Genomic DNA, 24,525 nt, shown 5'->3' on the forward strand with positions numbered 1-24,525 from the left:
TTTAATGGCTAACATGTTCGCCCTGGTTTTAGTGATCGCAACGCTGGTCACTGGCGTTATCTGGTGTATCGATCGCTTTAAATGGGCACCGGCACGTCGTGCTAAGCAGGCTGCAGCGCAAGCGCAGGCTGGCAACGCACTCGACAGCAAAACGCTGGCGAAAGTGGCCGCACAACCGGGTTGGGTAGAAACCACGGCATCGGTGTTCCCGGTGCTGGCGGTGGTATTGATTGTGCGTTCGTTCATTTTTGAGCCGTTCCAGATTCCCTCAGGCTCTATGATGCCAACGCTGCTGATTGGTGACTTCATCCTCGTGGAGAAGTTTGCTTACGGCATTAAAGATCCAATTACCCAAACCACGCTGATTCCAACCGGTCATCCGCAGCGCGGTGATGTCGCGGTATTCAAATATCCGAAAGATCCGAGCGTGGATTACATCAAGCGCGTGATTGGCTTGCCAGGCGACAAAGTGGTGTTTGATCCTTACAGCAAAACCCTGACCATCAATCCGGGTTGCAGCAGCGGCAATTGCAGTACCGCGCTGCCGGTAACGTACACTAACGTTGAGCCAAGCAACTTCATTCAAACCTTCAGCGGCTTTGATGGCAATGAAACCGGTAACGGCTTCTTCCAGGCTCCGCAGGGTGAAACCATGAAGGGCGGTTTGCGTCTCGGCACCCGTAAAGAGACTTTGGGCAACGTAACGCACGATATCTTGCTGGTAAACGAAGCGCAAAGTCAGGCAAGCATGTATTATCAGCAGCCTGGCCAGCCGCAATCGACATGGATTGTGCCGCAAGGGCAGTATTTCATGATGGGTGACAACCGTGATAACAGCGCCGACAGCCGCTACTGGGGCTTTGTGCCCGAGAAGAATCTGGTCGGTAAAGCGGTAGCTATCTGGATGAGCTTCGAGAAACAAGAAGGACAGTGGCCGACCGGCGTGCGCTTTAGCCGCATTGGTGGGATTCATTGATAAAAGCGCTGTTTAGCCTTGGCTGAACAGCAATGGTTGGCCTCCTTTTGGGGGCCAGTGCACACGAAACAGAACAGGTTGGCACCTCAGCCCTGTTTCGTATGCAGAGTGACAGACGCACTGAACAACTGGAATCGCATGAACCCCATCGTCATTAACAAGCTGCAGCGCAAACTGGGCTACACTTTTACTCATCCGGATTTATTGCAGCAGGCATTGACGCATCGTAGTGCCAGCAGCAAACACAATGAACGTCTTGAATTTCTTGGCGATTCTATTCTCAGCTATGTGATTGCTAATGCGCTGTATCACCGCTTCCCACGCGTGGATGAAGGCGATATGAGCCGCATGCGCGCCACGCTGGTGCGCGGCAATACGTTGGCGGAGATGGCGCGAGAGTTCGACCTCGGCGAGTGTTTGCGCCTCGGTCCGGGCGAGCTGAAAAGCGGCGGTTTCCGTCGTGAATCGATTCTTGCGGATACCGTTGAAGCCTTAATTGGCGGCATTTTCCTTGATAGCAGTATTCAGACCGTCGAAAAGTTAATTCTCGATTGGTATCACTCACGACTGGAACAGATCAGTCCGGGTGATAAACAGAAAGATCCGAAAACGCGCCTGCAGGAGTATTTGCAGGGACGTCATCTGCCGCTGCCCTCTTATTTGGTGGTGCAGGTGCGTGGCGAAGCCCACGATCAGGAATTCACCATTCACTGTCAGGTGAGTGGCATGGCAGAACCGGTGGTGGGCATTGGCTCCAGCCGCCGTAAAGCCGAGCAAGCAGCCGCCGAACAGGCGTTAATCAAGCTTGGCCTCGAATAAATAGTCACATCGCAGCGTCGAAAGCGGCGCTGCCCAAGTCAGGACTCGAATGAGCGAACTCGAAACATATAGCGGCTTTGTCGCGATTGTAGGCCGACCAAACGTCGGTAAATCCACTTTGCTGAACCAGTTACTGGGGCAGAAGGTGTCGATCACTTCACGCAAACCGCAAACCACGCGTCACCGTATTATGGGCATCCACACCGAAGGCGCTTATCAGGCGATCTACGTGGATACGCCAGGGCTGCATATGGAAGAGAAGCGGGCTATCAACCGCTTGATGAACCGTGCGGCCAGCAGCTCCATCGGTGATGTTGAGCTGGTGATATTTGTGGTTGAAGGCACGCGCTGGACGCCAGACGACGAGATGGTGCTTAACAAGCTGCGGGATAATAAAGTTCCTGTGGTATTGGCGATCAATAAAGTCGACAACATTCAGGATAAGAGCATTCTGTTGCCCCATCTGCAGTTCCTCAGCCAGCAGATGAACTTCCTCGAAATCGTACCGATCTCTGCGGAAAGCGGCAAAAATGTTGACGCTATTGCGGCGATTGCGCGCAAATGCTTGCCAAAATCTGAGCATCATTTCCCAGAAGATTATGTCACCGACCGCTCGCAGCGCTTTATGGCATCTGAGATCATCCGTGAAAAATTGATGCGCTTCCTTGGCGCTGAGCTGCCTTATTCCGTCACCGTAGAAATTGAGCAGTTTGTCTCTAACGAGCGCGGCGGCTATGACATCAATGGCCTGATCCTCGTTGAGCGCGAAGGCCAGAAGAAGATGGTCATCGGCAATAAAGGCGCCAAGATCAAAACTATCGGCATTGAATCGCGTAAAGACATGGAAGAGATGTTTGAGGCGAAAGTGCATCTTGAACTGTGGGTTAAAGTGAAATCTGGCTGGGCGGACGATGAACGTGCGCTGCGCAGCTTAGGTTACTCTGACGAAGGGTAATCGATGGAAGGCTGGCAACGCGCCTTTGTGCTGCATAGTCGCCCTTACAGCGAAACCAGCCTGCTCCTCGATCTGTTCAGCGAAAGCGAAGGGCGCGTCCGCGTCCTTGCCAAAGGCGCCCGTTCGCGCCGCTCCCAACTGAAAGGTGCGCTACAACCCTTCACGCCGCTGCTGGTGCGCTGGGGCGGTCGTGGCGACGTCAAAACGCTGCGTAATGCCGAAGCCGTTTCATTGGCATTGCCGCTCAGCGGCATTACGCTCTACTGCGGGCTGTACGTCAATGAACTGCTGTCGCGCGTGCTGGAGCAGCAAATCCCCTTCTCGGACATGTTCTTCGATTACCTGAATTGCATCCAAACGCTGGCAGCAGGCAACGGCTCGCCTGAGCCGGCGCTGCGTCGTTTTGAGCTGGCGCTGCTGGGTCATCTCGGCTACGGCGTCGATTTCCGGCATTGTGCCGGCAGCGGCGAAGAGGTTGCCGATGGCATGACCTACAGCTACCGCGAAGAGAAGGGCTTTATCGCCAGCCTGGTGGTCAATCAGCGCAGCTTTACTGGCCGCCAACTGCGTGCGCTATGGGAACGTGAATTCCCCGATGCCGATACTTTGCGCGCCGCCAAACGCTTTACGCGGATGGCGCTGAAGCCCTATCTGGGCGGCAAACCGCTGAAGAGTCAGGAACTGTTTCGTCAGTTCGTGCCAAAAAAGAGACCCGATGTGGCAAACGACTAGCGCTGGTCGTACCGCCTGATATATTCAGCGCAGTACACTGCAAACACACTGAACACATTTAAGGATTGTCATGGCTGAGTTGCTGTTAGGCGTCAACATTGACCACATTGCCACCGTACGTAACGCACGTGGCACAAACTATCCCGATCCGGTGCAGGCTGCGTTTGTTGCCGAGCAGGCCGGTGCCGACGGCATTACCGTGCATCTGCGTGAAGATCGCCGCCACATTACTGACCGCGATGTACGCATTCTGCGTGACACCATTCAGACGCGCATGAATCTGGAGATGGCGGTCACGGACGAGATGATCGACATCGCCTGCGAAATCAAACCTCACTTCGTTTGCCTGGTGCCGGAAAAGCGTCAGGAAGTGACCACTGAAGGTGGGCTGGATGTGGCCGGTCAGCAGGATAAAATTAACGCCGCGGTGCGCCTGCTGAGCGACGCTGGCATCCTGGTGTCGCTGTTTATCGATGCCGATCATCGCCAGATTGAAGCCGCCGTTGCCAGCGGCGCACCCTATATTGAAATTCACACCGGCGCCTACGCCGAAGCGCCTGAAGGTCTGGCGCGCCAGGCTGAACTGTCGCGCATTCGTAAAGCCGCGACTTTCGCCGCCAGCCTTGGCCTGAAAGTGAATGCTGGCCACGGTTTGACCTACCACAACGTGCAGCCGATTGCTGAACTGCCGGAAATGCACGAACTGAATATCGGCCATGCGATTATTGGTCGCGCACTGTTCAGCGGCCTGGCCGATGCGGTCAGCGAAATGAAGCAGCTGATGCGGGAAGCGCGTCGCTAATGGCGATTCTCGGACTCGGCAGCGACATCGTAGAGATCGAGCGCATTGCGGGCGTGATTGAGCGCTCCGGCGATCGCCTGGCGCGCCGCGTATTGAGCGAAGCGGAGTGGCAGCAATATCAGGCGCACCAGCAACCGGTGCGCTTTCTTGCTAAACGCTTTGCGGTGAAAGAGGCGGCAGCGAAAGCGTTTGGCACCGGCATTCGCGGTGGCCTGGCGTTCAATCAGTTTGAAGTGTACAACGATGCGCTGGGTAAGCCGGGATTACGTTTCTTTGAGCAGGCGAAAGTGATTGCCAGCCAGCTCGGAGTGCAGCACGTGCATGTGACGTTAGCGGATGAACGCCACTACGCTTGCGCGACGGTGATTATCGAGAATTAAGGGTGCAACACCACAAACTTCTCCCACAGCGCCTCACGACTCTCCAGGTGCTGTGGATCCGCAATAATGGTGTTATCAATCGGGCAGACGCTTTGGCAGGTCGGCACATCATAATGGCCCACGCACTCAGTGCAGCGGTCGACATCAATCTCATAGATCGCGTCGCCTAAACTGATTGCCTGGTTTGGGCATTCAGGTTCGCACATATCGCAATTGATGCATTTAGTGGTGATGAGCAGGGCCATAGCGGAAATCCAATAACAGCAGAAAAGGCGCGGGTATTATACGCGCCTCATCTCATCAGACCAGCTTTTTCACCAACTCTTCGCTGTGACGAATATGGCTGGATGCGCGTTCCGGATCGTTCTGCACCAGCGCCATAAACAGCAAATCGGTGAGTGCCAGTTGCGCACTGGTTGAGGAAATTGCCGCACTGCGCGTGCTCTGCTCTTCCGCTACGGTGTAGAGACAAACCGTCGCACACTGCTGCAGGGCATTCGGCGTGAAGCCAGTAAAAGCCAGCACATCGGCGCCAACCTGCGCCGCTTCCTGCGCCGCCAGATTGATTTCGCGACGTTCGCCGGTGTAGGAGATCGCCAGCAACACATCGCCCGGCGCCATCGCCTGCACGCTGGCCAGCAGCGCATGCATATCCTGCTCCGCCACCGCATTAATGCCGATTTTCATCAGTTTCCATGAGAAATCTTTCGCCACCAAACCCGATGCACCGATGCCGACCAGAAGAATACGGTTGGCATTTTTCAGCAGCTGTAAGGTTTGCAGCAGCTTCTCTTCGCTATTGATATCCAGCGTGGCGCGGATCGCCGAGATCTTTTCCGTCAGCAGCTTTTCACCCACCACTTTGAGTGGGTCATCGCTAAGAATATGGTTATGCACGGTAATGGCATCGCGATCGGCCATTGATTCGCTCAGCGCCAGCTTCAGCGCCGGGAAGCCTTTATAGCCCAGCTTCTGGGCAAATTTCACCACGCTGGACTGGCTGACACCCGACTCCTCAGCCAGTTTTTGTGAACTCAGATGCCGTGCACGGTCCGGCTGCGACAGCAAAAAATCCGCCAGGCGACGCTCATTTAGCGCCAGTCGAGGATAAAGTTGGCGAATGCGCAGCAATGAACTCATTGTTCGATCCTTAATTCATCTTTCCAGATAGAGCGTAGTGCGGTTACGCGCAGGATGTCGGGCGATTGCCGCCAGATGACAGCGCGCGGGCACAGAGAATAAACTATTCAGCTGGCATTGTAGTCATTGGAATTAAAAATAGCAGCTTTCGCCCCAAACGCTGAAGCTGGCTACACTGTAGTGCAGAAACCACGAAGGATAGAGAAGGAGTGTTGTTTGACAAAGGGTACGCAACGACGCGTGGTGTTTTTCGATCTCGATGGCACGCTGCATCAGCAAGACATGTTTGGCACCTATATGCGCTATCTGCTGCGACGTCAGCCGATCAATCTGCTGCTGGTGGTGCCGCTGTTACCGGTGATTGGTCTCGGCATGCTGATCAAAGGTCGCGCGGCGCGCTGGCCAATGAGTTTGCTGCTATGGGCGATTACCTTCGGCCATAGCGAAACGCGTCTGCGCCAGCGCGAAGCCGAATTCGCTGACTGGTTCCGCCAGCGCGTTACCGCCTTTCCGGTGGTGCAGCAGCGGCTCACTGATTATCTCAGCAGCAACGATGCCGATGTCTGGCTGATCACCGGTTCGCCGCAATCGCTGGTGGAGAAAGTCTATTTCGATTCCGCCTTCTTACCGCGCGTGCAGCTGATCGCCAGTCAGATGAAACCGGGCCGCGGCGGCCGCCTGCTGGCGATGCGTTGCCTCGGCCATGAGAAGGTGGCACAGCTGGAGGAAAAAATCGGCACGCCGCTGCAGCTGTATAGCGGCTACAGCGACAGCAAGCAGGACAACCCGCTGCTGTTCTTCTGTCAGCACCGCTGGCGCGTCACGCCGCGCGGTGAGCTGCAACAGCTGGAATAACGCTTCGATTCCGGCAGCAGCATCGCTATAATGCGCCGCCTTTTGATGCCCGCAGGAGTTGCCCGGTGAACCCACAAACTGATGAATATTGGATGCGTTATGCGCTGGAACTGGCTAAGCGCGCGTGGGAGCAGGGCGAAGTGCCGGTCGGTGCGGTGCTGGTGCAGGGCGATAAAGTGATCGGCGAAGGCTGGAATCGACCGATTGGTCAGCACGATCCCACCGCGCACGCTGAGATCATGGCGCTGCGTCAGGGTGGCAAAGTGCTGGAAAACTATCGTCTGCTGGATACCACACTGTATGTCACGCTGGAACCCTGCGTGATGTGCGCTGGCGCGATGGTGCACAGCCGCATCACGCGGTTAGTGTATGGCGCCAAAGATGAGAAAACCGGCGCGGCCGGTTCACTGCTGGATGTGATTGGCCATCCCGGCATGAATCATCAAATTCAGATTGATTGCGGTGTGCTGGCGGAACAGTGCGCTGTGATGTTGAGTGACTTCTTCCGCATGCGTCGCGAGCAGAAGAAGGCGCTGCGTCAGGCGCAGCGCGCAGATTAATTCATGGCAATTTTCGGTTCGACCGCCGGGTAGCCGGCACCTAACTCCGCTTCCAGCGCCGATTGCTGGGCTAATCGCTTCTCTTGCTCCTGCAGATAGCCCACCAGGCTTATCTGATACTTACGGATATTCTCGACGTAGTTATAAGCTTCGTGACCGCGCGCGTAACCATAGGTAGTTTGCGTATAGTAGCGCTTCTGGCTCAGCATCGGCAGGCGCAGCTTCACATCCGCCCAGCTATCAGGATTGCCGCCCTGTTTCGCCGTCAGTTTGCGCACATCCAACATGTGCGCGTAGCCCATGTTGTACGCCGCCAGCGCGAACCAAATGCGCTCATCTTCAGGAATCGTCTCCGGCACCTTTTCCATCATGCGCTTGAGATATTCACTGCCGCCGCGAATGCTCTGTTCAGGATCGAGGCGATCGTTGACTTCAAGGCTGTCAGCGGTATTGCGCGTCAACATCATCATGCCTCGGACGCCGGTCGGCGAAGTGGCCTGCGGATTCCAGTGCGATTCCTGATAAGAGATCGCCGCCAGCAATCGCCAATCCATGCTGGCCGAATATTTCTCAAACAGCGGTTTGATGTCCGGCAGCGTGTTATCAATGGCGCGCAGGAAGGTGCGGGTATCCACATAATCAAAGGTGCCGACGTGGCCGAGATACTTCTCTTCCAGTCGCGCCATCGCACCTTCCTCGCCCATCTGGCTGTAGAAGTCGAGCATTGCCGCGTTCAGGCTGTCGTCCTCGTTACGCGGCAAATACCAGGTGACCGGCTCTTCATCCGTCACATCAAACGCTACTGCCAGCTGCGGATGAATGCGCTGTAGCAGGCCAATGGTGACTGAGTCACCCACGGTGTAATCCAGTTTGCCGTCAGCAACCGCTTCAAGCAGCGCTTTCTGCCCTTGATCGGTCGAGATCGCCCAGTCGAGATCGGGATAGCTGTCGGCTTTGGCGGAACGTAAAGTTGACAGATATGCCGAACCGGACTGCACAATCAGGCGGCCTTTCAGATCGCCGAGATTTTTCGGCCGTGGCTTATCAATGCGGTACACCAGCTGTTGCGACACCGAATAGTAGCTCGGGCCACTTTGGTAGTGCGCGAGGCGCTCGCTGTTGTAGATCAGGCCGGCAGCCAGCAAATCCGCCTTGCCGTCATCCAGGTCATCAAACAGGTCGCCGAGGTTGGGACGCACCTCAACTTCCAGTTTTACGCCAAGGTAATCGGCGAAGCGCTTCGCCAGCTCGTAATCCATACCGGCTGGTGCATTGTTAATGGTGTAGTAAGTCAGCGGAGAGTTAACGGTACTAATGCGCAGCACTCCGCGTGATTTGATCTGTGATAGCGCGTCTGTTCCACCCCCGTACCACGGGATTGAAGGCCACAATGCTAGCGCAAGCAGCACGGTGATCAGACCGATAAACAGATAGTTTATTTTTAGGCGTTTCAAATAGTTGTCTCGTAATGGCTCACAGGCCTCTGTCTTTTAAAGGCAGTATTTATGTTGTTTTAACTCCCAGAGCGAGGGGCATTTTGCGCAACAAAAAGGGGCAGGGCAACTTTTATAGCAAGAATTGTGCAAAATTCAGCCAAACGCCAGGTGCCAGAATTTATGCGCAAACGGTTTCGTATCCCGTGCTGTTTCTCTATAATACCGCCCGTTTTCCCCTGTTGCGCCCAATGAAGCGTCGCCCGGCACTTCAAAGACGAGAGATCTTTAATGATGGAAATTCTGCGTGGTTCGCCCGCTCTGTCGGCATTTCGTGTAAACAAACTGCTGACCCGCTTTCAGGACGCTCACCTTCCGGTGAGTGATATTTACGCCGAGTACGTCCATTTTGCCGATGTCAGCGCACCACTCAGCGCGGATGAGCACGCCCGCCTGCAACGTCTGCTGAAATACGGTCCTTCTCTCGCCGGACATGCGCCACAAGGGCGTCTGTTGCTGGTAACGCCGCGTCCCGGCACCATCTCTCCGTGGTCCTCGAAAGCCACCGATATCGCGCACAACTGCGATCTGCCACAGGTGTTACGCCTTGAGCGCGGCATGGCTTTCTATGTGCAGGCCCCTGAGCTGACGGAAGCGCAGTGGCAGCAACTTGCCAGCCTGCTGCATGACCGCATGATGGAAACCGTGTTCGCTGACCTCAGCGATGCGCAGCAGCTGTTTGCCCATCATCAGCCGCAGCCGCTCAAAAGCATCGATGTGCTGGGCGCAGGTCGCAGCGCGCTGGAGCAGGCCAATACCACACTGGGCCTGGCGCTGGCCGATGATGAGATCGATTACCTGCTTGATGCCTTTACCAAGCTGGGGCGTAATCCAAACGACATCGAGCTCTATATGTTTGCGCAGGCAAACTCTGAGCACTGTCGGCACAAAATCTTCAACGCCGACTGGATTATCGACGGCGAAAAGCAGCCGAAGTCGCTGTTTAAAATGATCAAAAACACCTTTGAACATAATCCTGAGCACGTGCTGTCGGCGTATAAAGACAACGCCGCGGTGATGGAAGGTTCCGAGGTTGGCCGCTTCTACGCAGATGCGCAGAAGGGCGAATATGAATTCCATCAGGAAGAAGCGCACATCCTGATGAAAGTGGAAACCCATAACCACCCAACCGCTATTTCGCCATGGCCGGGTGCTGCGACCGGTTCTGGTGGTGAAATTCGTGATGAAGGCGCAACCGGACGTGGTGCGAAGCCAAAAGCCGGTCTGGTCGGTTTCTCTGTATCGAACCTGCGCATTCCAGGCTTCGAACAGCCGTGGGAAGAGGATTTCGGTAAGCCGGATCGTATTGTCACCGCCTTAGACATCATGACCGAAGGCCCGCTGGGCGGCGCGGCATTCAACAACGAATTTGGTCGTCCTGCCCTGAATGGCTACTTCCGTACCTATGAAGAGCGCGTCAACAGCCACAATGGTGTGGAGCTGCGCGGCTACCATAAGCCGATTATGCTGGCGGGCGGCATCGGTAACATTCGTGCCGATCACGTGCAGAAAGGCGAGATTGTGGTGGGGGCCAAACTGATCGTGCTGGGTGGCCCGGCGATGAACATCGGTCTGGGCGGCGGTGCCGCTTCGTCGATGGCTTCCGGCCAATCGGATGCCGATCTCGACTTTGCTTCAGTACAGCGCGACAACCCAGAGATGGAACGTCGCTGTCAGGAAGTGATCGACCGCTGCTGGCAGCTGGGCAAAGCCAACCCGATTTTGTTTATCCATGACGTGGGCGCGGGCGGTCTCTCGAACGCGATGCCAGAGCTGGTAAGTGATGGTAACCGCGGCGGCAATTTTAACCTGCGCGACATCCTGAGCGACGAGCCGGGCATGAGTCCGCTGGAAGTGTGGTGTAACGAATCACAGGAGCGTTATGTGCTGGCGGTGGCGCCTGAGAAACTGGCGCTGTTCGATGAGTTGTGCCAGCGTGAACGCGCGCCGTATGCGGTGATTGGTGAAGCGACTGAAGAGCTGCATCTTAACCTCGCCGACAGCCATTTCGACAATAAGCCAATCGACATGCCGCTCGACGTGCTGCTGGGCAAAACGCCGAAGATGACGCGTGATGTTGCCAGCCAGCAAGCCAAAGGCGATGCCCTGCAGCGCGACGGGATTACCGTTGCTGATGCGGTGAATCGTGTGCTGCATTTGCCAACCGTGGCGGAAAAAACCTTCCTGATCACCATTGGCGATCGCAGCGTAACCGGCATGGTCGCGCGCGATCAGATGGTCGGTCCGTGGCAAATTCCGGTCGCGAACTGCGCCGTCACCACGGCCAGCCTGGATAGCTATCACGGTGAAGCGTTCTCTCTCGGCGAACGCGCGCCAGTCGCGTTGCTCGACTTCGCCGCTTCCGGTCGCCTGGCGGTGGGTGAAGCGCTGACCAACATCGCAGCGACCTCAATTGGTTCGCTGCAGCGCGTCAAGCTCTCCGCGAACTGGATGGCCGCCGCCGGCCACCCAGGCGAAGATGCTGGTTTGTACGCCGCCGTTAAAGCGGTAGGTGAAGAGCTGTGTCCGGCGCTGGGCATCACGATTCCCGTCGGTAAAGACTCAATGTCGATGAAAACCCGCTGGCAGCAAGGCACCGAGCAGCGTGAAATGACCTCGCCGCTGTCGTTGGTGATTACCGCGTTTGCGCGCGTTGAGGATGTACGTCGCACCGTTACGCCGCAGCTGCAGGCCGATCAAGATAACCTGCTGCTGCTGGTGGATCTGGGTAACGGCGCTAACACGCTGGGTGCTACCGCGCTGTCACAGGTTTATCGTCAACTCGGTGACAAGCCTGCCGACGTGCGTGATGCTACGCAGCTGGCGGGCTTCTTTAACGCTATTCAGGCGCTGGTGGCCGAGCAGAAACTGCTGGCCTATCACGACCGTTCTGACGGCGGCCTGTTGGTCACGCTGGCGGAGATGGCCTTTACCGGTCACTGCGGTATCGAAGCCGATATCGCCGCGTTGGGCAGTGATGCATTGGCAGCGCTGTTCACCGAAGAGCTGGGCGCGGTGCTGCAAATCAACGCAGCGGATCGCGTGGCAGTAGAGAAAGTCTTCGCCGATCACGGCCTGAGCGCTAACGTGCATGTGATGGGTAAAGCGCTGCCGGGCGACCGCTTCGTGATCCGTTCTGGCGACAGTACGGTGTACAGCGAAAGCCGCACCACGCTGCGAACCTGGTGGGCAGAAACTACCTGGCAGATGCAGCGTCTGCGTGATAACCCAGCCTGTGCCGATCAGGAGCATGAAGCGAAGAAAGACGATAACGATCCTGGTCTGAACGTCCATCTGACCTTCAAGCCAGAAGAGGATGTGGCGGCACCGATGATCGCCACTGGCGCACGTCCGCGTGTGGCGGTGCTGCGTGAGCAGGGTGTGAACTCCCACGTGGAGATGGCGGCTGCCTTCCATCGCGCTGGCTTTACTGCAGTTGACGTACACATGAGCGATCTGCTCGCCGGTCGTCGCGGTCTGGAAGAGTTCCAGGCACTGGTTGCGTGTGGTGGCTTCTCATACGGTGACGTGCTGGGCGCGGGTGAAGGTTGGGCGAAATCGATCCTGTTCAACGGCCGCGTACGTGATGAGTTTGAGAACTTCTTCCATCGTCCACAAACGCTGGCGCTGGGCGTGTGTAACGGCTGCCAGATGATGTCGAACCTGCGTGAATTGATTCCAGGCAGCGAACTGTGGCCACGTTTTGTGCGTAACCAGTCCGAGCGTTTCGAAGCGCGTTTCAGCCTGGTCGAAGTGGCGGCGAGCCCATCGCTGTTGCTGGAGGGCATGGCAGGATCGCATATGCCAATCGCAGTATCGCACGGCGAAGGTTTTGTCGAAGTGCGTGACGGTGCGCATCTGGCGCAGCTGGAGAGCAAAGGTCTGGTAGCGCTGCGCTTCGTCGATAACTTCGGCAAAGTGACGGAAAGCTATCCGGCGAACCCGAATGGCTCACCAAACGGCATCACTGCGGTAACTAACGAAAGCGGTCGCGTCACCATTATGATGCCGCATCCAGAGCGCGTGTTCCGTACCGTCAGCAACTCGTGGCATCCGGCAGAGTGGGGCGAAGATAGCCCGTGGATGCGTATCTTCCGCAATGCGCGTAAGCAGTTGGGCTAAGCGTTAATCTTGAGTTGTTATGCTGGTGCGCATCAATGCGCACCTTACAAGGCCGCCTAACCGCGGCCTTTATTTTTTTGTAGGGTCACCATTAATGGCGACCTGGCTAAAAACCGCACAAGTATGCAAACTGTCGGAAAAAGGCGACAATCCTGACTTTATGCTGTCGTCAAAAGGTGACACTTAACTCGTTGATTTGTAATGCAAGGAAGTTAGCGCTCTAAACCCGTTGCTAATCAGCGACACTTTTCCCTGACCGTCCGGTCCGCTTTCCTTCCTGTCTTCGCCCTCTATCTGGCATTCCTCTGATAATAAACACTATTTATTTGTTGGCATGATACTTGCTATACTTTCTGCGTGGCTCATTCGCCTGTTTATGATTGCCCCGCTTTTCGCGGCAGAGCTCATAAAAACTGAATGACGCACCAAACGGAGCCTGTCGTCCACCTCACCGATAATCGCTTGCTTTGCAACGTTATCAAGCATCGGACGCAACGTTGAGTTAGGCTCCACCTATTTTGCAAGCGATGCTGCGGCGTCGCTCTCACGGCAGGCCAAAAGGCCTGCCGTTTTCATATCTCTCCTTTCTTCCGTTTTGATACTTCGCTAGCATGCCTGCAGCTCATATTTAAGGAAGCGCGGTTGTGAATAAATGGCGTCTGTTTCCCCGATCCCTGCGGCAGTTAGTCTTAATGGCCTTTCTGCTGGTGCTGCTGCCGTTACTGGTGCTGGCATGGCAAGCATGGGAAAGCCTTTCGGCGCTGAGCAACCAGGCGGCAGATACCAATCGCAATACCTTTACCGATGTACGGCGCAGTGAAGCGATGGCGCGCACCGCGCTGGAGCTGGAGCGAAGCTATCGTCAATACTGCGTATTAGGCGATGCGTCGCTGGCCAAACTGTATCAAACGCAGTGGACGCGCTACGGTCAAATGCTCAGCAGCCACGCAGCCAGCTTGCCCGATCTGCCCTCCTTCAAAGTGCTGCAAACCACCTTGCCGCAGCTGCAGCAGGTAAAGTGCGATAATGGTAATCCGCAAGTACAAGCTGCCAGCGCGCTGGAGCGTTTTTCCGATACTAATACGCAAATGGTGCAGGCAACGCGCGAAGTAGTGTTTTCGCGCGGCTTACAACTGCAACGTGAAATTGCCGATCGCGGCCAGTTTTTTGGCTGGCAGGCGCTAATTCTGTTCCTGATCAGCCTGGTGCTGGTTTTGCTGTTCACCGGCATGATTATTGGTCCGGTAAAACGCGTTGAGCGCATGATCAATCGCTTAGGCGAGGGCAAATCGCTGGGCGATAGCGGCAGCTTTCGCGGCCCACGTGAAATTCGCTCGCTGGGACAGCGCATCGTTTGGTTGAGTGAACGTCTGAGCTGGCTGGAAGAGCAGCGCCATGAGTTTCTGCGTCACCTGTCGCATGAGCTGAAAACACCGCTTGCCAGCCTGCGGGAAGGCACTGAGCTACTGGCCGATCAGGTCGCCGGGCCACTGAACGCTGAGCAGCAGGAAGTGGTCGCGATTCTCGATACCAGCAGCCGTCATTTACAGCGGCTGATTGAGCAGTTGCTGGATTACAACCGTAAGCTGGCAGATGGCCCGATGACGCTGGCGCCGGTGGTATTAAATGACATCATTGATTCCGTAGTAAAAGTGCACTCGTTGCCTGCCAGTGCACGTGAGATGACGACGCACGTTGATCTGCAGGTGAATCACTGTCTGGCGGAAGCCACGCTGCTACAGCGGGTGATTGATAACCTCTATTCGAACGCCGTGAACTACGGCGCCGAATCCGGTAACATCTGGCTGCAGAGCCAGCAGAAGGGCAACCAGGTGTGGATTGAGGTGGCAAACACCGGCACACCGATTCCGGCTGAAGAGCAGGCGATGATTTTTGAGCCTTTTTATCAAGGCAGCCAACAGCGCAAGGGGCCGGTTAAAGGCAGCGGTCTGGGGTTAAGCATCGCCAAAGATTGCCTGCGCAGGATGCAAGGCGATTTGCAGTTGGTAACACGCAAGGATGCGGATGTCTGTTTTCGTATCATTTTGACTACCAGCGCCGGGAATGCCTGATTAATGAAATTACCCCGATTTAAATTTGTGACCTGTGCGATGATGGCGCTCGGTCTGAGTGCCTGCCAGGCACCGTCACAGCAACGTCTCCAACACACTAGCGTGAGCGTGCCGGAACCCGACGTGCGCCTGCCGGATTATCTGGCGATCGATTGTCAAAGCGTGTGGCAAATCGAAACGCCAGCCGCCGTGAGTAATCCGCTTTACTGGCAGCGCGCCGTTGATTGTGCCGAGCGCTTATCCCCTGCCGAAGCTCGCGCCGAAGCGCGTCGCTGGCCGGTGCAAGGCTGGGCACGCGCCTTTAAGCAAGGCATTCTGCTCGCTAACGGTAACGTCACGCCGGTGGAACGCCGTGATTACGTCACCACGTTGGACGGTTATAGCGCGTCTTATCCGGCGGCAGTGCGCCCGTTACTGCAGCTGTGGCGCAGTAATCAGGCCGCTCAGCTGGAGCTGAGTGAAGCGCGTGGACGTTACGCCGCCCTGCAGCAAAGCAACGACACTGAAATGGACAACCTGCGCCAGCAGCAAAGCAAAATGCGCCAGGCGCTGGCAGACACCCAACGTAAGCTCGAGCGTTTAACCGACATTGAGCGCCAACTGTCATCGCGCAAAGCGCCCGACAGCAGCGACGCATCGCACGGTGCCAGTGATGTGCAAACTGAGGATCAGTAATCATGAAACAGAGCGCACGCTTACTGCTGGTAGATGACGATCCTGGCTTACTGAAACTGCTTGGCATGCGTTTGAGTAGCGAAGGTTTTCAGGTGGCGACGGCAGCCAGCGGACCAGAAGCACTGCGTCATCTGCAGAAAGAGAAGGTCGATTTAGTCATCAGCGACCTGCGCATGGATGAGATGGACGGTCTGGCGCTGTTTGGCGAAGTACAGAAACGTCATGCGGGCTTGCCGGTGATCATTCTCACCGCGCATGGTTCAATTCCTGAAGCCGTGTCCGCTACGCAGCAAGGCGTATTTAGTTTTCTGACCAAACCGGTCGATCGTGATGCGTTGTACAAAGCGATTGATGAAGCGCTGGCACAGCGCGCGCCGATGAGCGATGACGGCTGGCGCGAAGCGATTGTGACGCGCAATCCGCAGATGCTGCGCCTGTTGGATCAGTCGCACATGGTGGCGCAATCGGACGTCAGTATTTTGATCAATGGCCAAAGCGGCACCGGTAAAGAGGTGCTGGCACAAGCGATTCATGCGGCCAGCCCCCGTGCGACCAAGCCCTTCATTGCCATCAACTGTGGCGCTTTGCCAGAGCAACTGCTCGAATCTGAGCTGTTTGGCCACGCCAAAGGTGCCTTTACGGGAGCAGTCAGCGCGCGTGAAGGGCTGTTCCAGGCGGCGGAGGGCGGCACACTGTTTCTGGATGAGATCGGCGATATGCCGCAGGCGTTACAGGTGAAATTGCTACGCGTACTGCAGGAGCGCAAGGTGCGCCCGCTGGGCAGTAACCGCGATCTGGATATCAATGTGCGTATCATTTCCGCGACGCACCGTGATTTGCCGAAAGCGATGGAGAAAAAGAGTTTCCGCGAGGACCTCTACTATCGCCTCAACGTGGTGAATCTGAAAATTCCTGCGCTGCATGAGCGTGCCGAAGATATTCCGCTGCTGGCGAATCATCTGCTGCGCCAGTCCGCCGATCGCCATAAACCTTTCGTGCGTAGCTTCTCGGTGGATGCCATGAAACGACTGGTTGGCGCAGCATGGCCGGGCAATGTGCGGCAATTGGTGAACGTGATTGAGCAGTGCGTAGCGTTGAGTACTGCACCGGTGATCGGCGATGCGCTGGTGGAGCAGGCGCTGGCGGGAGAAAATACCGCGTTGCCAACCTTCGTCGAGGCGCGTAATCAGTTTGAGCTGAACTATCTGCGTAAACTGTTGCAGATGACCAAAGGAAATGTCACTAACGCCGCGCGTCTGGCTGGACGTAACCGCACTGAATTCTATAAGCTGCTGTCGCGCCATGAGCTAGACGCCAGCGAATTTAAAGAGTAGCGTGCTGCGGCGGTGTCAGGAACACTTATACTAACGGTATCCGTCCATCATGGAGGGAGTAAAAAAGGATCTGTCATGAAAAAGATCGATGCAATTATCAAACCATTCAAACTCGATGATGTACGTGAAGCGTTAGCGGAAGTGGGCATCACCGGGATGACGGTCAGTGAAGTCAAAGGCTTTGGCCGTCAGAAAGGCCACACGGAACTGTATCGCGGCGCGGAATACATGGTCGATTTTCTGCCAAAAGTGAAAATTGAAATGGTGGTCGGTGACGACATCGTCGACACCTGCGTAGAAACCATTATGAAAACTGCGCAGACCGGCAAAATCGGCGACGGCAAAATCTTTGTCTTCGACGTAGCCCGCGTGGTGCGTATTCGTACCGGTGAAGAGGACGAAGAGGCGATTTAAGCCCCTTCGCGCATTGCCTAAGAAAGCCTGCCTTGTGCAGGCTTTCTGTTTTACAGCACCTTGTGCGGACCAAACACTTCGTAATGGATACGATCGCCGCTCACACCCGCATCGACTAACTGACGCGCGACAAACTGCATAAACGGCAGTGGACCGCAGATCCAGAATTGGCGCTCGGGCTGATTTAACGCGGAAGATACGCCCGCCAGATCCATCAATCCCACATCGTTATAACGTCCTGCATCTGCGCTTTCCGGCTGGCGATACCAAACGTGACTGGCGAAGTTTGGCAGACGTGTGCCAAACGATTTTACCTCTTCAGCAAAGGCATGTTGGGAACCGGCTTCAGCCGCGTGTAGCCAGTTAACTGCTGCAGGATGTTGCTGCTCCGCCAGATTAGCCAGCATCGCCAGCATCGGAGTTTGTCCCACGCCAGCAGAGATTAAGGTGATAGGTGTCGCCGCGTCAGCCTGCAGGAAAAAATCGCCCGCTGGAGCGGCGCACTGCACGATATCTCCGACCTGTGCATTGTCATGCAGCCAACCCGATACGCTGCCCAGCGCTTCGCGTTTTACTGCAATGCGATAGAAGGCGCCGTTCGGTTGATGCGTCAGCGAATACTGGCGATGCTGGATATTTTCGTTGCCCGCAGGTTGCAGACTAATGGCCAGATACTGGCCAGGCAAGAATGTTGCCACTGGCTGACCGTCGTTCGGTACCAGCTCAAAACTCTTAATCACTGAGCTTTCCTGAGTGATGGCGCGAATACGGAAATCACGCGCGCCGCGCCAGCCGCCGGCTTTCTCTTCGGACGCAGAATAAATCGCTTCTTCACGCTGAATAAACACATCGGCCAGCACGCCATAAGCTTTTCCCCATGCGGTCAGCACCTCTTCGCCCGGGTGCAGCAACTCATCAATGGTTGCCAGCAGGTTTTCGCCCACAATCGCGTATTGTTCAGGCTGAATGTTCAGGCTGGCATGCTTCTGCGCGATCTTCTCCACCGCCGGCAACAGCACCGCCAAATTTTCCAGATTGCTGCCATAGGCCACAATCGCGTTGAACAAGGCTTCGCGCTGATTGCCGCTGCGTTGATTATTCATGTTGAAGACGTTTTTCAGTTCAGGATGCTGGGTTAACAAACGCTGATAAAAGTGACCGGTGAGCTGGGGACCGATTTGAGCGATGGCAGGCAAGGTGGATTTAATGGTAGCGATGGTTTGCGCGTCGAGCATGGTGAAATCCTCAGAGTGAATTTAAACATGTATTTTAAATGCATCTTATGGTTAATCGAAGCGCCTGTAAATCCCTCGTTGTGATTAAGGATTAGGCAAAAAAGGTGCGCGCTGGCCCGCAAAGCTGAAATTTATTCCCGTGCAAAGTGAGCAAATCTCGCGATTTTCTCGCTGGCAAAAAAGCGTAAAAAAGCCGTTCCAGCGCCATGCCAATCGATTGCGCAAAAAGAGGGGATTGGCGCTACCGTCCCCTGTCAAAACCGTTTACACTGTTCGCCTTCGCCCCTTAGCCGGGGCCTAAACTGCCGTTAAAAAGTTAGCTGAGTCAGGAGAGTCCGGATGTTAAAGCGTGATATGAACATTGCCGATTATGATGCCGCGTTGTGGCAGGCTATGGAGCAAGAGAAAGTGCGTCAGGAAGAGCACATTGAACTGATTGCTTCTGAAAACTACACCAGCCCACGCGTAATGCAGGCACAAGGTTCACAGCTCACCAACAAATATGCCGAAGGCTATCCGGGCAAACGCTACTACGGCGGATGTGAATACGTTGATATCGTTGAGCAGTTGGCGATCGACCGTGCTAAAGAGCTGTTCGGCGCTGATTACGCTAACGTACAGCCGCACTCAGGTTCGCAGGCTAACTTCGCGGTGTACACGGCACTGCTGCAGCCGGGCGACACCATTCTGGGTATGAACCTGGCGCACGGTGGTCACCTGACGCACGGTTCTCCGGTTAACCTGTCTGGCAAGCTGTACAAGGTTATCCCTTACGGCATCGATGAAACCGGCAAAATCAATTACGACGAACTGGCTGAACTGGCGCAAACCCATAAGCCGAAAATGATCGTCGGTGGTTTCTCCGCTTACTCTGGCGTGTGCGACTGGGCCAAAATGCGTGAAATCGCTGACAGCGTTGGCGCCTACCTGTTCGTTGATATGGCCCACGTTGCTGGCCTGATCGCCGCAGATGTCTATCCAAACCCGGTTCCTCATGCACACATCGTAACCTCTACCACCCACAAAACCCTGGCGGGTCCGCGCGGCGGCCTGATCCTGGCGAAAAACGGTGACGAAGATCTGTATAAAAAGCTGAACTCCGCGGTGTTCCCGGGCGGCCAGGGTGGTCCTCTGATGCACGTGATCGCCGGTAAAGCCGTGGCATTCAAAGAAGCGATGGAGCCAGAGTTCAAGACTTATCAGCAGCAGGTTGCTAAGAATGCCAAAGCGATGGTGGAAGTTCTGCTGGAGCGTGGTTACAACATCGTTTCTGGTGGTACTTTCAACCACCTATTCCTGATCGATCTGGTGAGCAAAAACCTGACCGGTAAAGAAGCTGATGCCGCTTTAGGCCGCGCTAACATTACCGTGAACAAAAACAGCGTTCCGAACGATCCGAAGAGCCCGTTCGTAACTTCTGGTATTCGTATCGGTACGCCAGCGGTGACGCGTCGCGGCTTTAAAGAAGCTGAAGTTCGTGAACTAGCGGGCTGGATTGCTGACGTGCTGGACAACATCAACGACGAAGCGACCATCGAACGTACCAAACAGAAAGTGCTGGAAATCTGCAGCCGTCTGCCGGTATACGCGTAAGTTTTTACGTCTGTCGATGCAGCAGGAAAAAGGATGGCTTAGGCCATCCTTTTTTATTGCCGTCGCTATAGCGCTCTGACAAAGTAGCGACCACTCGTGCTGCAGAGCAGCTTCTTTGCTGGAGGGAATATGGCAATCGGCTCGGCCAAATGGCTCGGATTGGGCTACTTCACTTACTTCTTTTGTTATGGCATCTACCTGCCTTTCTGGAGCGTTTGGCTGAAAGGTGCAGGCCTTGATGCCGAAAAGATTGGCCTGCTGCTCGGCTGCGGCATGGTGGCCCGCTTCGTGGGGAGCTTGCTGATTGCCTCACAGGTTAAAAATCCGGCACAGTTGATCACTGCTCTGCGCCTGCTGGCGCTTATGACCTGTCTGTTCGCCATCGGTTATTGGCTTGGGCAACAGTGGATGTGGCTGCTGTTGGTGATGATCGGCTTCAACCTGTTTTTCTCACCGCTGGTGCCGCTGAGCGATGCGCTGGCCGCTACCTGGACGCAGCAAATTGGCCTGGCCTATGGGCCGGTTCGTCTTTGGGGTTCGCTGGCGTTTGTTATCAGTTCTGCCTTAACCGGCATGTTAGTCACTGCGTTCTCGTCTCAGGCGATTTTGGTGCTGCTGTCATTAGGCGCGATCGGCATGCTGGGTGGAATGATGTTAACACCGGCGACCAGGCCGCAGGGCAGTGAACGTCAGACGTCAACAGACGGCGGCTGGCAGGCGTGGCGTGAGCTGCTGCGCGAAAATGCAGTGTGGCGCTTTATGTTATGCGTAACGCTGCTGCAGGGCGCGCACGCGGCCTATTACAGCTTTAGCGCCATCTGGTGGCAGGAAAGCGGTTATTCTGCGTCGATTATTGGCTATTTGTGGTCATTAGGCGTTGTCGCCGAAATCATTATTTTTGCGCTCAGTGGCCGGCTGTTCCGCCGCTGGACCGCGCGCGACCTGCTGCTGTTATCCGGAGCATGCGCCATCGTGCGTTGGACGCTGCTGGGATCCAGCACCGCGCTGCCACTGCTGATTGTGGCGCAGATTCTGCACTGCGGCAGCTTTACCGTTTGTCATTTAGCGGCGATGCGTTTTATTGCCGCACGCAAAGGCGCAGAAGTGATTCGTCTGCAATCGCTTTACTCGGCGCTGGCGATGGGCGGCGGTATCGCGGTGATGACAATGATTTGCGGCGTGCTGTTTGCCCATATGCAAGGACATCTGTTCTGGGTAATGGCATTGGTGGCGCTGCCGGCGCTGTTCCTGCGTCCGCGAACCGCCTAGCTCTCGAGCAATTGGCGGATGCGCTGCTGCTGATGGCTACTCAGCGGCAGCTCCGCCTGAATCAGCGGCGGTGAGAACAGCGGCAGTGAAATGGCGTATGGCGTGATCACCAGCGCGATATCCCGTGGTGCGCCTTCCCGTTGAAAATGCATCACATCCTGATAGCTGATGTTAATGGGTAATAGCGTCATTTCCCGTAGCTGTTGCTCCAGCAATTGTTCTAGCGCCGCATCGGCGCCGGTCAGCAGCAGCACCTGCTTTTCCTGCAACGCACTCTCCTGCATTAGCCAGGCACCAAACAGCACCGCCACCAGGCTCACTTCCTCCGCGCTAAAGCGCGTACCAAAGTCCGTGCTGAAAGGGTGGAGTGCACGTTCGGTGGTGCGCAGCAGGCGCGGATAGAGCCGCGCAACATCCAGCGCCACGCTGTTATCAATGCCGATGGAAAAGTGGCTACGATCCAGCGCCTGCGCCAGATGCGTAAACAGCTGCTGGGTGAGCTCTTGCTGATTTTTGAAGCGCGTCTGTGCCATTTGTTCAAAACGTACAACCAGTGCTTGCACTGCTTGCATCAGTTTAATGGCCTGAGGATGATGGAGTTCCGCACCGTTCGGTGCATGAATCAGGCTGAATAGTAGCGTCCAGAAGTCAGTTTCGCTGGCATCGGGCGCTAAGTGGCAGCGTTTCTGCCAATGATGAATTACATCGTCGGCGGCGGCGCGCTCTGCTTTCTCTGCCAGCCACGCGCGCTGTCCCTGATTGAAGAGGGCGTTTTGCCGCTGACACAGTGAATACTTCATGAAGATTTGCAAAAACAGGCGATCGCGCGGGCTGAAGTCACGCGTTAGCCGCAGGCTGCAGTGCTGAATCAGTGCCTGAAGGTTGGTCTCATCCCACAGCGCTTTCTCAATCTTTAGCACTTTCAGGCGCTGGCGCAGAATGGGGGCAAAGTGCTCGCAGACAAAATCCTGCGACAAACGCAGCGCGCGTCGCAGCCAGTGGATCAGGCACAGTCGCCTGTCCAGTTCCGTCCCATGAATGCGGAAGCTGCCATCCACCATCTGGTGTAGCTCCAGTTGATAGTATCGCTGTATCTCCTCTCCCACATCCGCGATATCCTGTCGGGCGACAACAGGTGCCACGCCATTTAACTGGCAGAGCTTTTCAAGCGTCAATGCGGGAGCGGGCAGAAAGAGCAGCAGTAATAGATGACAACGACGCTGGGAGCGGCTGAAGAGTGGTGCAGAAGAAGGTGCAGAACTCATCAAAGGTTTATCCGCAGGTCATTTTTCAGCTAAGAATAGCTAACTCCTCGGGGTATCCCTGCTCTTTGTCGTGACTTTTGTTCAGAGCTTTAGGGCGGGTCACAATTTTTCTGTACCACTCCACACTTCACTCTAAAATTGTTACTTTATAACACATGAAAATTGCACTCATTATCTTTACGCTATTGTTCAGCACGGCAGCCTGGTCACATCCACATAGCTTTATTGATATGAAAACTCAGTTCATCAGTGAAAACGATCGCTTGAGTGGCATGAAAATGGTGTGGACCATGGATGAAATCACCTCCGCTGACCTGCTTTACGACGCGGGAAAGGCTAAACCGGGCGATGTGGTGTGGAAGAAACTGGCGGCACAGGTGATGGCCAATGTGCTGGGCCAGCACTATTTTACCGAAGTGTGGCAGGACAAAAACCGGGTGAAATTCCTTAATTTGCCGAAAGAGTACCATCTGTCGCGCGAGGGCAATAAAGCGGTGCTGGAGTTTATTGTGCCGTTTGGCGAACCGCAGTCGCTAAGCGCGAAGCAGTATCGTATTCAGACGTTTGATCCCACTTATTTCGTTGATATGTATTACGATAATCCGCAGGCATTAACCATGGACGATAGCGTTAAATCCCATTGCCAAATTGATCTCCACACACCGAAACCCGATGACTCCCTAAAGCAATATGCGCTGTCGCTGGATAAGGCCGATGCGCCACCGGAAGATATGGATCTCGGCCAACAGTTCGCGCAAACGGTGATGCTGACATGTCATTGATTTCAATTCCTTCACGCTCACGCCGCTTGTGGCCGCTGTGGCTGCTGGCGGCATTGTTGTTGCTGGTGGGAGTGATGCTCTGGCAGCACTGGTCGCAGATTTTGCTGCAAAGCGTGCTGTGGCAGAAGGTCCTCAATCGCGAAATGACCCAGCTATTACAGCAGGTCGCTGAGCAACCGCAGCAGGCGGGCGTGACGCTGATGCTATTTAGCCTGGCCTACGGCGTGCTCCACGCGCTCGGCCCAGGGCATGGCAAAGTGGTGATCGCGACTTTTCTCGCCACCCATCCGGCGAAACTGAAGACCAGTATGAAGCTGACGCTGCTGGCGGCCTTGTTGCAAGGCGGGGTAGCGATTGGATTGGTGACGCTGATGCTGGTGGTACTACAAACTTCGTCGCGCCAGCTTCATCTCGGCAGCTACTGGCTGGAGAAGGGCAGTTATCTGCTGGTGATTGCGCTTGGCGTTTGGGTCGGGTGGCGTGCGTTGCGATCGCTGCGCCAGCAACTGAAACCTGCAGTAAAGATGCAGATTCACGCTATTCGGCCGCAGCATCAGCATCAGCATCACGAGCACTGCGGCTGTGGCCATGCGCACATGCCAAGTGCCGAGCAGATGGACCAGGCGGTAAGCGCTAAAACTCAGGCGCTGGTGGTGTTCTCAATGGGACTGCGGCCCTGTTCCGGTGCCATTATGATGCTGCTGTTCGCCAAAGTGATTGGGGTCTATGCCTGGGGCGTGGCGTCTGCAGTCGCCATGGCGGTGGGTACCGCACTGACCGTTTCAGCTCTCGGTTTGCTGGTGCAACGTTCCCGCAAATTGGCGATGAAGTTAGGGCGAGCCAGCGGGACGCATGCGTCGACCAGGCTACTGCTGCCCGCGCTCGCCCTGTTGGGCAGTGTGTTATTAATGATCGCGGGCGTTGCATTATGGCAGAGCGCTTCCCCGGGTAGCGGGGGCGGAATTCGTCCTTTCATATAATCTAAAATAATAAACGCAGCGGTAATATTATCGGCTGCGTTTAAAACGTTATTCACTTCATATAATTAAATA

22 protein-coding genes are annotated in these 24,525 nt (G+C 55.5%); 17 read left to right on the top strand and 5 right to left on the bottom strand.

What is annotated here, in order from left to right:
* Positions 1–4 precede the first annotated feature (4 nt).
* The 6 genes from lepB (at position 5) to acpS (ending at position 4,664) form a co-directional block, all read left to right on the top strand.
* Entirely contained in the window at positions 5–976 is a 972-nt protein-coding gene (gene lepB / locus PMI17_RS03525; RefSeq protein ID WP_007886174.1) for a signal peptidase I, read from the top strand.
* 138 nt (positions 977–1,114) lie between these two features.
* A complete protein-coding gene (gene rnc / locus PMI17_RS03530) occupies positions 1,115–1,795 on the top strand; it encodes a ribonuclease III (RefSeq protein ID WP_036620136.1) in 681 nt (226 codons plus the stop codon).
* Between the two features lie 49 nt (positions 1,796–1,844).
* A complete protein-coding gene (gene era / locus PMI17_RS03535) occupies positions 1,845–2,750 on the top strand; it encodes a GTPase Era (protein ID WP_007886176.1) in 906 nt (301 codons plus the stop codon).
* A 3-nt stretch (positions 2,751–2,753) separates the two neighbouring features.
* Complete coding sequence (recO, locus tag PMI17_RS03540) at positions 2,754–3,482, top strand: DNA repair protein RecO (protein WP_007886178.1); 729 nt, start codon at positions 2,754–2,756, stop codon at positions 3,480–3,482.
* 70 nt (positions 3,483–3,552) lie between these two features.
* Positions 3,553–4,284 carry a pyridoxine 5'-phosphate synthase gene (pdxJ, locus tag PMI17_RS03545; RefSeq protein ID WP_007886179.1) on the top strand — a complete coding sequence of 244 codons (732 nt, stop codon included), beginning with the start codon at positions 3,553–3,555 and terminating at the stop codon, positions 4,282–4,284.
* A complete protein-coding gene (acpS, locus tag PMI17_RS03550; RefSeq protein WP_007886180.1) occupies positions 4,284–4,664 on the top strand; it encodes a holo-ACP synthase in 381 nt (126 codons plus the stop codon). Before pdxJ ends, acpS begins: the two co-directional genes overlap by 1 nt.
* Here acpS and PMI17_RS03555 read toward each other — a convergent pair.
* Positions 4,661–4,909 carry a YfhL family 4Fe-4S dicluster ferredoxin gene (locus PMI17_RS03555; RefSeq protein WP_007886183.1) on the bottom strand — a complete coding sequence of 83 codons (249 nt, stop codon included), beginning with the start codon at positions 4,907–4,909 and terminating at the stop codon, positions 4,661–4,663. The two genes, acpS and PMI17_RS03555, sit on opposite strands and share 4 nt — an antisense overlap.
* A gap of 55 nt (positions 4,910–4,964) precedes the next feature.
* Entirely contained in the window at positions 4,965–5,804 is an 840-nt protein-coding gene (locus PMI17_RS03560) for a MurR/RpiR family transcriptional regulator (protein WP_007886185.1), read from the bottom strand.
* Positions 5,805–6,020: 216 nt separating this feature from the next.
* Between PMI17_RS03560 and yfhb the strand changes: the two genes are divergently transcribed.
* Complete coding sequence (gene yfhb, locus PMI17_RS03565) at positions 6,021–6,659, top strand: phosphatidylglycerophosphatase C (protein ID WP_007886187.1); 639 nt, start codon at positions 6,021–6,023, stop codon at positions 6,657–6,659.
* A gap of 65 nt (positions 6,660–6,724) precedes the next feature.
* A complete protein-coding gene (tadA, locus tag PMI17_RS03570; protein ID WP_007886189.1) occupies positions 6,725–7,219 on the top strand; it encodes a tRNA adenosine(34) deaminase TadA in 495 nt (164 codons plus the stop codon).
* Here tadA and mltF read toward each other — a convergent pair.
* On the bottom strand, positions 7,216–8,673 hold the full coding sequence (mltF, locus tag PMI17_RS03575; RefSeq protein ID WP_007886192.1) for a membrane-bound lytic murein transglycosylase MltF: 1,458 nt from the start codon (positions 8,671–8,673) through the stop codon (positions 7,216–7,218). The two genes, tadA and mltF, sit on opposite strands and share 4 nt — an antisense overlap.
* Positions 8,674–8,943: 270 nt before the next feature.
* Here mltF and purL point away from each other — a divergent pair, with 270 nt between their 5' ends.
* From purL to glnB, 5 genes are all read left to right on the top strand, one after another.
* Entirely contained in the window at positions 8,944–12,834 is a 3,891-nt protein-coding gene (gene purL, locus PMI17_RS03580) for a phosphoribosylformylglycinamidine synthase (protein WP_007886194.1), read from the top strand.
* 644 nt (positions 12,835–13,478) lie between these two features.
* A complete protein-coding gene (locus tag PMI17_RS03585; RefSeq protein ID WP_007886204.1) occupies positions 13,479–14,906 on the top strand; it encodes a HAMP domain-containing sensor histidine kinase in 1,428 nt (475 codons plus the stop codon).
* 3 nt (positions 14,907–14,909) lie between these two features.
* The gene (gene qseG, locus PMI17_RS03590; RefSeq protein WP_007886207.1) at positions 14,910–15,581 is read left to right on the top strand and encodes a two-component system QseEF-associated lipoprotein QseG; all 672 of its coding nucleotides are present in this window, start codon (positions 14,910–14,912) and stop codon (positions 15,579–15,581) included.
* 2 nt (positions 15,582–15,583) lie between these two features.
* Positions 15,584–16,915: a two-component system response regulator GlrR gene (gene glrR, locus PMI17_RS03595; protein WP_007886208.1), complete on the top strand. Its 1,332-nt coding sequence runs from the start codon at positions 15,584–15,586 to the stop codon at positions 16,913–16,915.
* Positions 16,916–16,990: 75 nt separating this feature from the next.
* Positions 16,991–17,329, top strand: coding sequence for a nitrogen regulatory protein P-II (gene glnB, locus PMI17_RS03600; protein ID WP_007886217.1), 339 nt, complete (start codon positions 16,991–16,993; stop codon positions 17,327–17,329).
* 50 nt (positions 17,330–17,379) lie between these two features.
* Here the strand turns inward: glnB and hmpA are convergent, their stop codons facing one another.
* Positions 17,380–18,564, bottom strand: a complete 1,185-nt coding sequence (gene hmpA / locus PMI17_RS03605) for an NO-inducible flavohemoprotein (protein ID WP_007886218.1) — start codon at positions 18,562–18,564, stop codon at positions 17,380–17,382.
* A gap of 339 nt (positions 18,565–18,903) precedes the next feature.
* On the opposite strand from hmpA, the gene glyA reads away from it, so the two are divergent.
* Complete coding sequence (glyA, locus tag PMI17_RS03610) at positions 18,904–20,157, top strand: serine hydroxymethyltransferase (protein ID WP_007886219.1); 1,254 nt, start codon at positions 18,904–18,906, stop codon at positions 20,155–20,157.
* 129 nt (positions 20,158–20,286) lie between these two features.
* Positions 20,287–21,426, top strand: a complete 1,140-nt coding sequence (locus PMI17_RS03615) for a 3-phenylpropionate MFS transporter (protein ID WP_007886220.1) — start codon at positions 20,287–20,289, stop codon at positions 21,424–21,426.
* Here PMI17_RS03615 and csiE read toward each other — a convergent pair.
* Positions 21,423–22,691 (bottom strand): stationary phase inducible protein CsiE, encoded by a 1,269-nt coding sequence (gene csiE / locus PMI17_RS03620; protein ID WP_007886221.1) that lies wholly within the window; start codon positions 22,689–22,691, stop codon positions 21,423–21,425. The genes PMI17_RS03615 and csiE overlap by 4 nt on opposite strands.
* A 155-nt stretch (positions 22,692–22,846) precedes the next feature.
* Between csiE and PMI17_RS03625 the strand changes: the two genes are divergently transcribed.
* Both PMI17_RS03625 and PMI17_RS03630 read left to right on the top strand, forming a co-directional pair.
* Positions 22,847–23,473, top strand: coding sequence for a DUF1007 family protein (locus PMI17_RS03625; protein WP_007886223.1), 627 nt, complete (start codon positions 22,847–22,849; stop codon positions 23,471–23,473).
* A complete protein-coding gene (locus PMI17_RS03630) occupies positions 23,464–24,453 on the top strand; it encodes a nickel/cobalt transporter (protein ID WP_007886224.1) in 990 nt (329 codons plus the stop codon). The genes PMI17_RS03625 and PMI17_RS03630 overlap by 10 nt, the downstream gene beginning before the upstream one ends.
* The last annotated feature ends 72 nt before the right edge of the window (positions 24,454–24,525 follow it).

Origin of the sequence: Pantoea sp. GM01, from assembly GCF_000282675.1 — a bacterium.
GTDB lineage: Bacteria > Pseudomonadota > Gammaproteobacteria > Enterobacterales > Enterobacteriaceae > Pantoea > Pantoea nemavictus.

Excerpts from the sequence above, each read along its gene's own strand:
- lepB (WP_007886174.1), top strand. The coding sequence starts at position 5 with ATGGCTAACATGTTCGCCCTGGTTTTAGTGATCGCAACGCTGGTCACT.
- rnc (WP_036620136.1), top strand. The coding sequence starts at position 1,115 with ATGAACCCCATCGTCATTAACAAGCTGCAGCGCAAACTGGGCTACACT.
- era (WP_007886176.1), top strand. The coding sequence starts at position 1,845 with ATGAGCGAACTCGAAACATATAGCGGCTTTGTCGCGATTGTAGGCCGA.
- recO (WP_007886178.1), top strand. The coding sequence starts at position 2,754 with ATGGAAGGCTGGCAACGCGCCTTTGTGCTGCATAGTCGCCCTTACAGC.
- pdxJ (WP_007886179.1), top strand. The coding sequence starts at position 3,553 with ATGGCTGAGTTGCTGTTAGGCGTCAACATTGACCACATTGCCACCGTA.
- acpS (WP_007886180.1), top strand. The coding sequence starts at position 4,284 with ATGGCGATTCTCGGACTCGGCAGCGACATCGTAGAGATCGAGCGCATT.
- PMI17_RS03555 (WP_007886183.1), bottom strand. The coding sequence starts at position 4,909 with ATGGCCCTGCTCATCACCACTAAATGCATCAATTGCGATATGTGCGAA.
- PMI17_RS03560 (WP_007886185.1), bottom strand. The coding sequence starts at position 5,804 with ATGAGTTCATTGCTGCGCATTCGCCAACTTTATCCTCGACTGGCGCTA.
- purL (WP_007886194.1), top strand. The coding sequence starts at position 8,944 with ATGATGGAAATTCTGCGTGGTTCGCCCGCTCTGTCGGCATTTCGTGTA.
- qseG (WP_007886207.1), top strand. The coding sequence starts at position 14,910 with ATGAAATTACCCCGATTTAAATTTGTGACCTGTGCGATGATGGCGCTC.
- glrR (WP_007886208.1), top strand. The coding sequence starts at position 15,584 with ATGAAACAGAGCGCACGCTTACTGCTGGTAGATGACGATCCTGGCTTA.
- glnB (WP_007886217.1), top strand. The coding sequence starts at position 16,991 with ATGAAAAAGATCGATGCAATTATCAAACCATTCAAACTCGATGATGTA.
- hmpA (WP_007886218.1), bottom strand. The coding sequence starts at position 18,564 with ATGCTCGACGCGCAAACCATCGCTACCATTAAATCCACCTTGCCTGCC.
- glyA (WP_007886219.1), top strand. The coding sequence starts at position 18,904 with ATGTTAAAGCGTGATATGAACATTGCCGATTATGATGCCGCGTTGTGG.
- PMI17_RS03615 (WP_007886220.1), top strand. The coding sequence starts at position 20,287 with ATGGCAATCGGCTCGGCCAAATGGCTCGGATTGGGCTACTTCACTTAC.
- csiE (WP_007886221.1), bottom strand. The coding sequence starts at position 22,691 with ATGAGTTCTGCACCTTCTTCTGCACCACTCTTCAGCCGCTCCCAGCGT.
- PMI17_RS03625 (WP_007886223.1), top strand. The coding sequence starts at position 22,847 with ATGAAAATTGCACTCATTATCTTTACGCTATTGTTCAGCACGGCAGCC.
- PMI17_RS03630 (WP_007886224.1), top strand. The coding sequence starts at position 23,464 with ATGTCATTGATTTCAATTCCTTCACGCTCACGCCGCTTGTGGCCGCTG.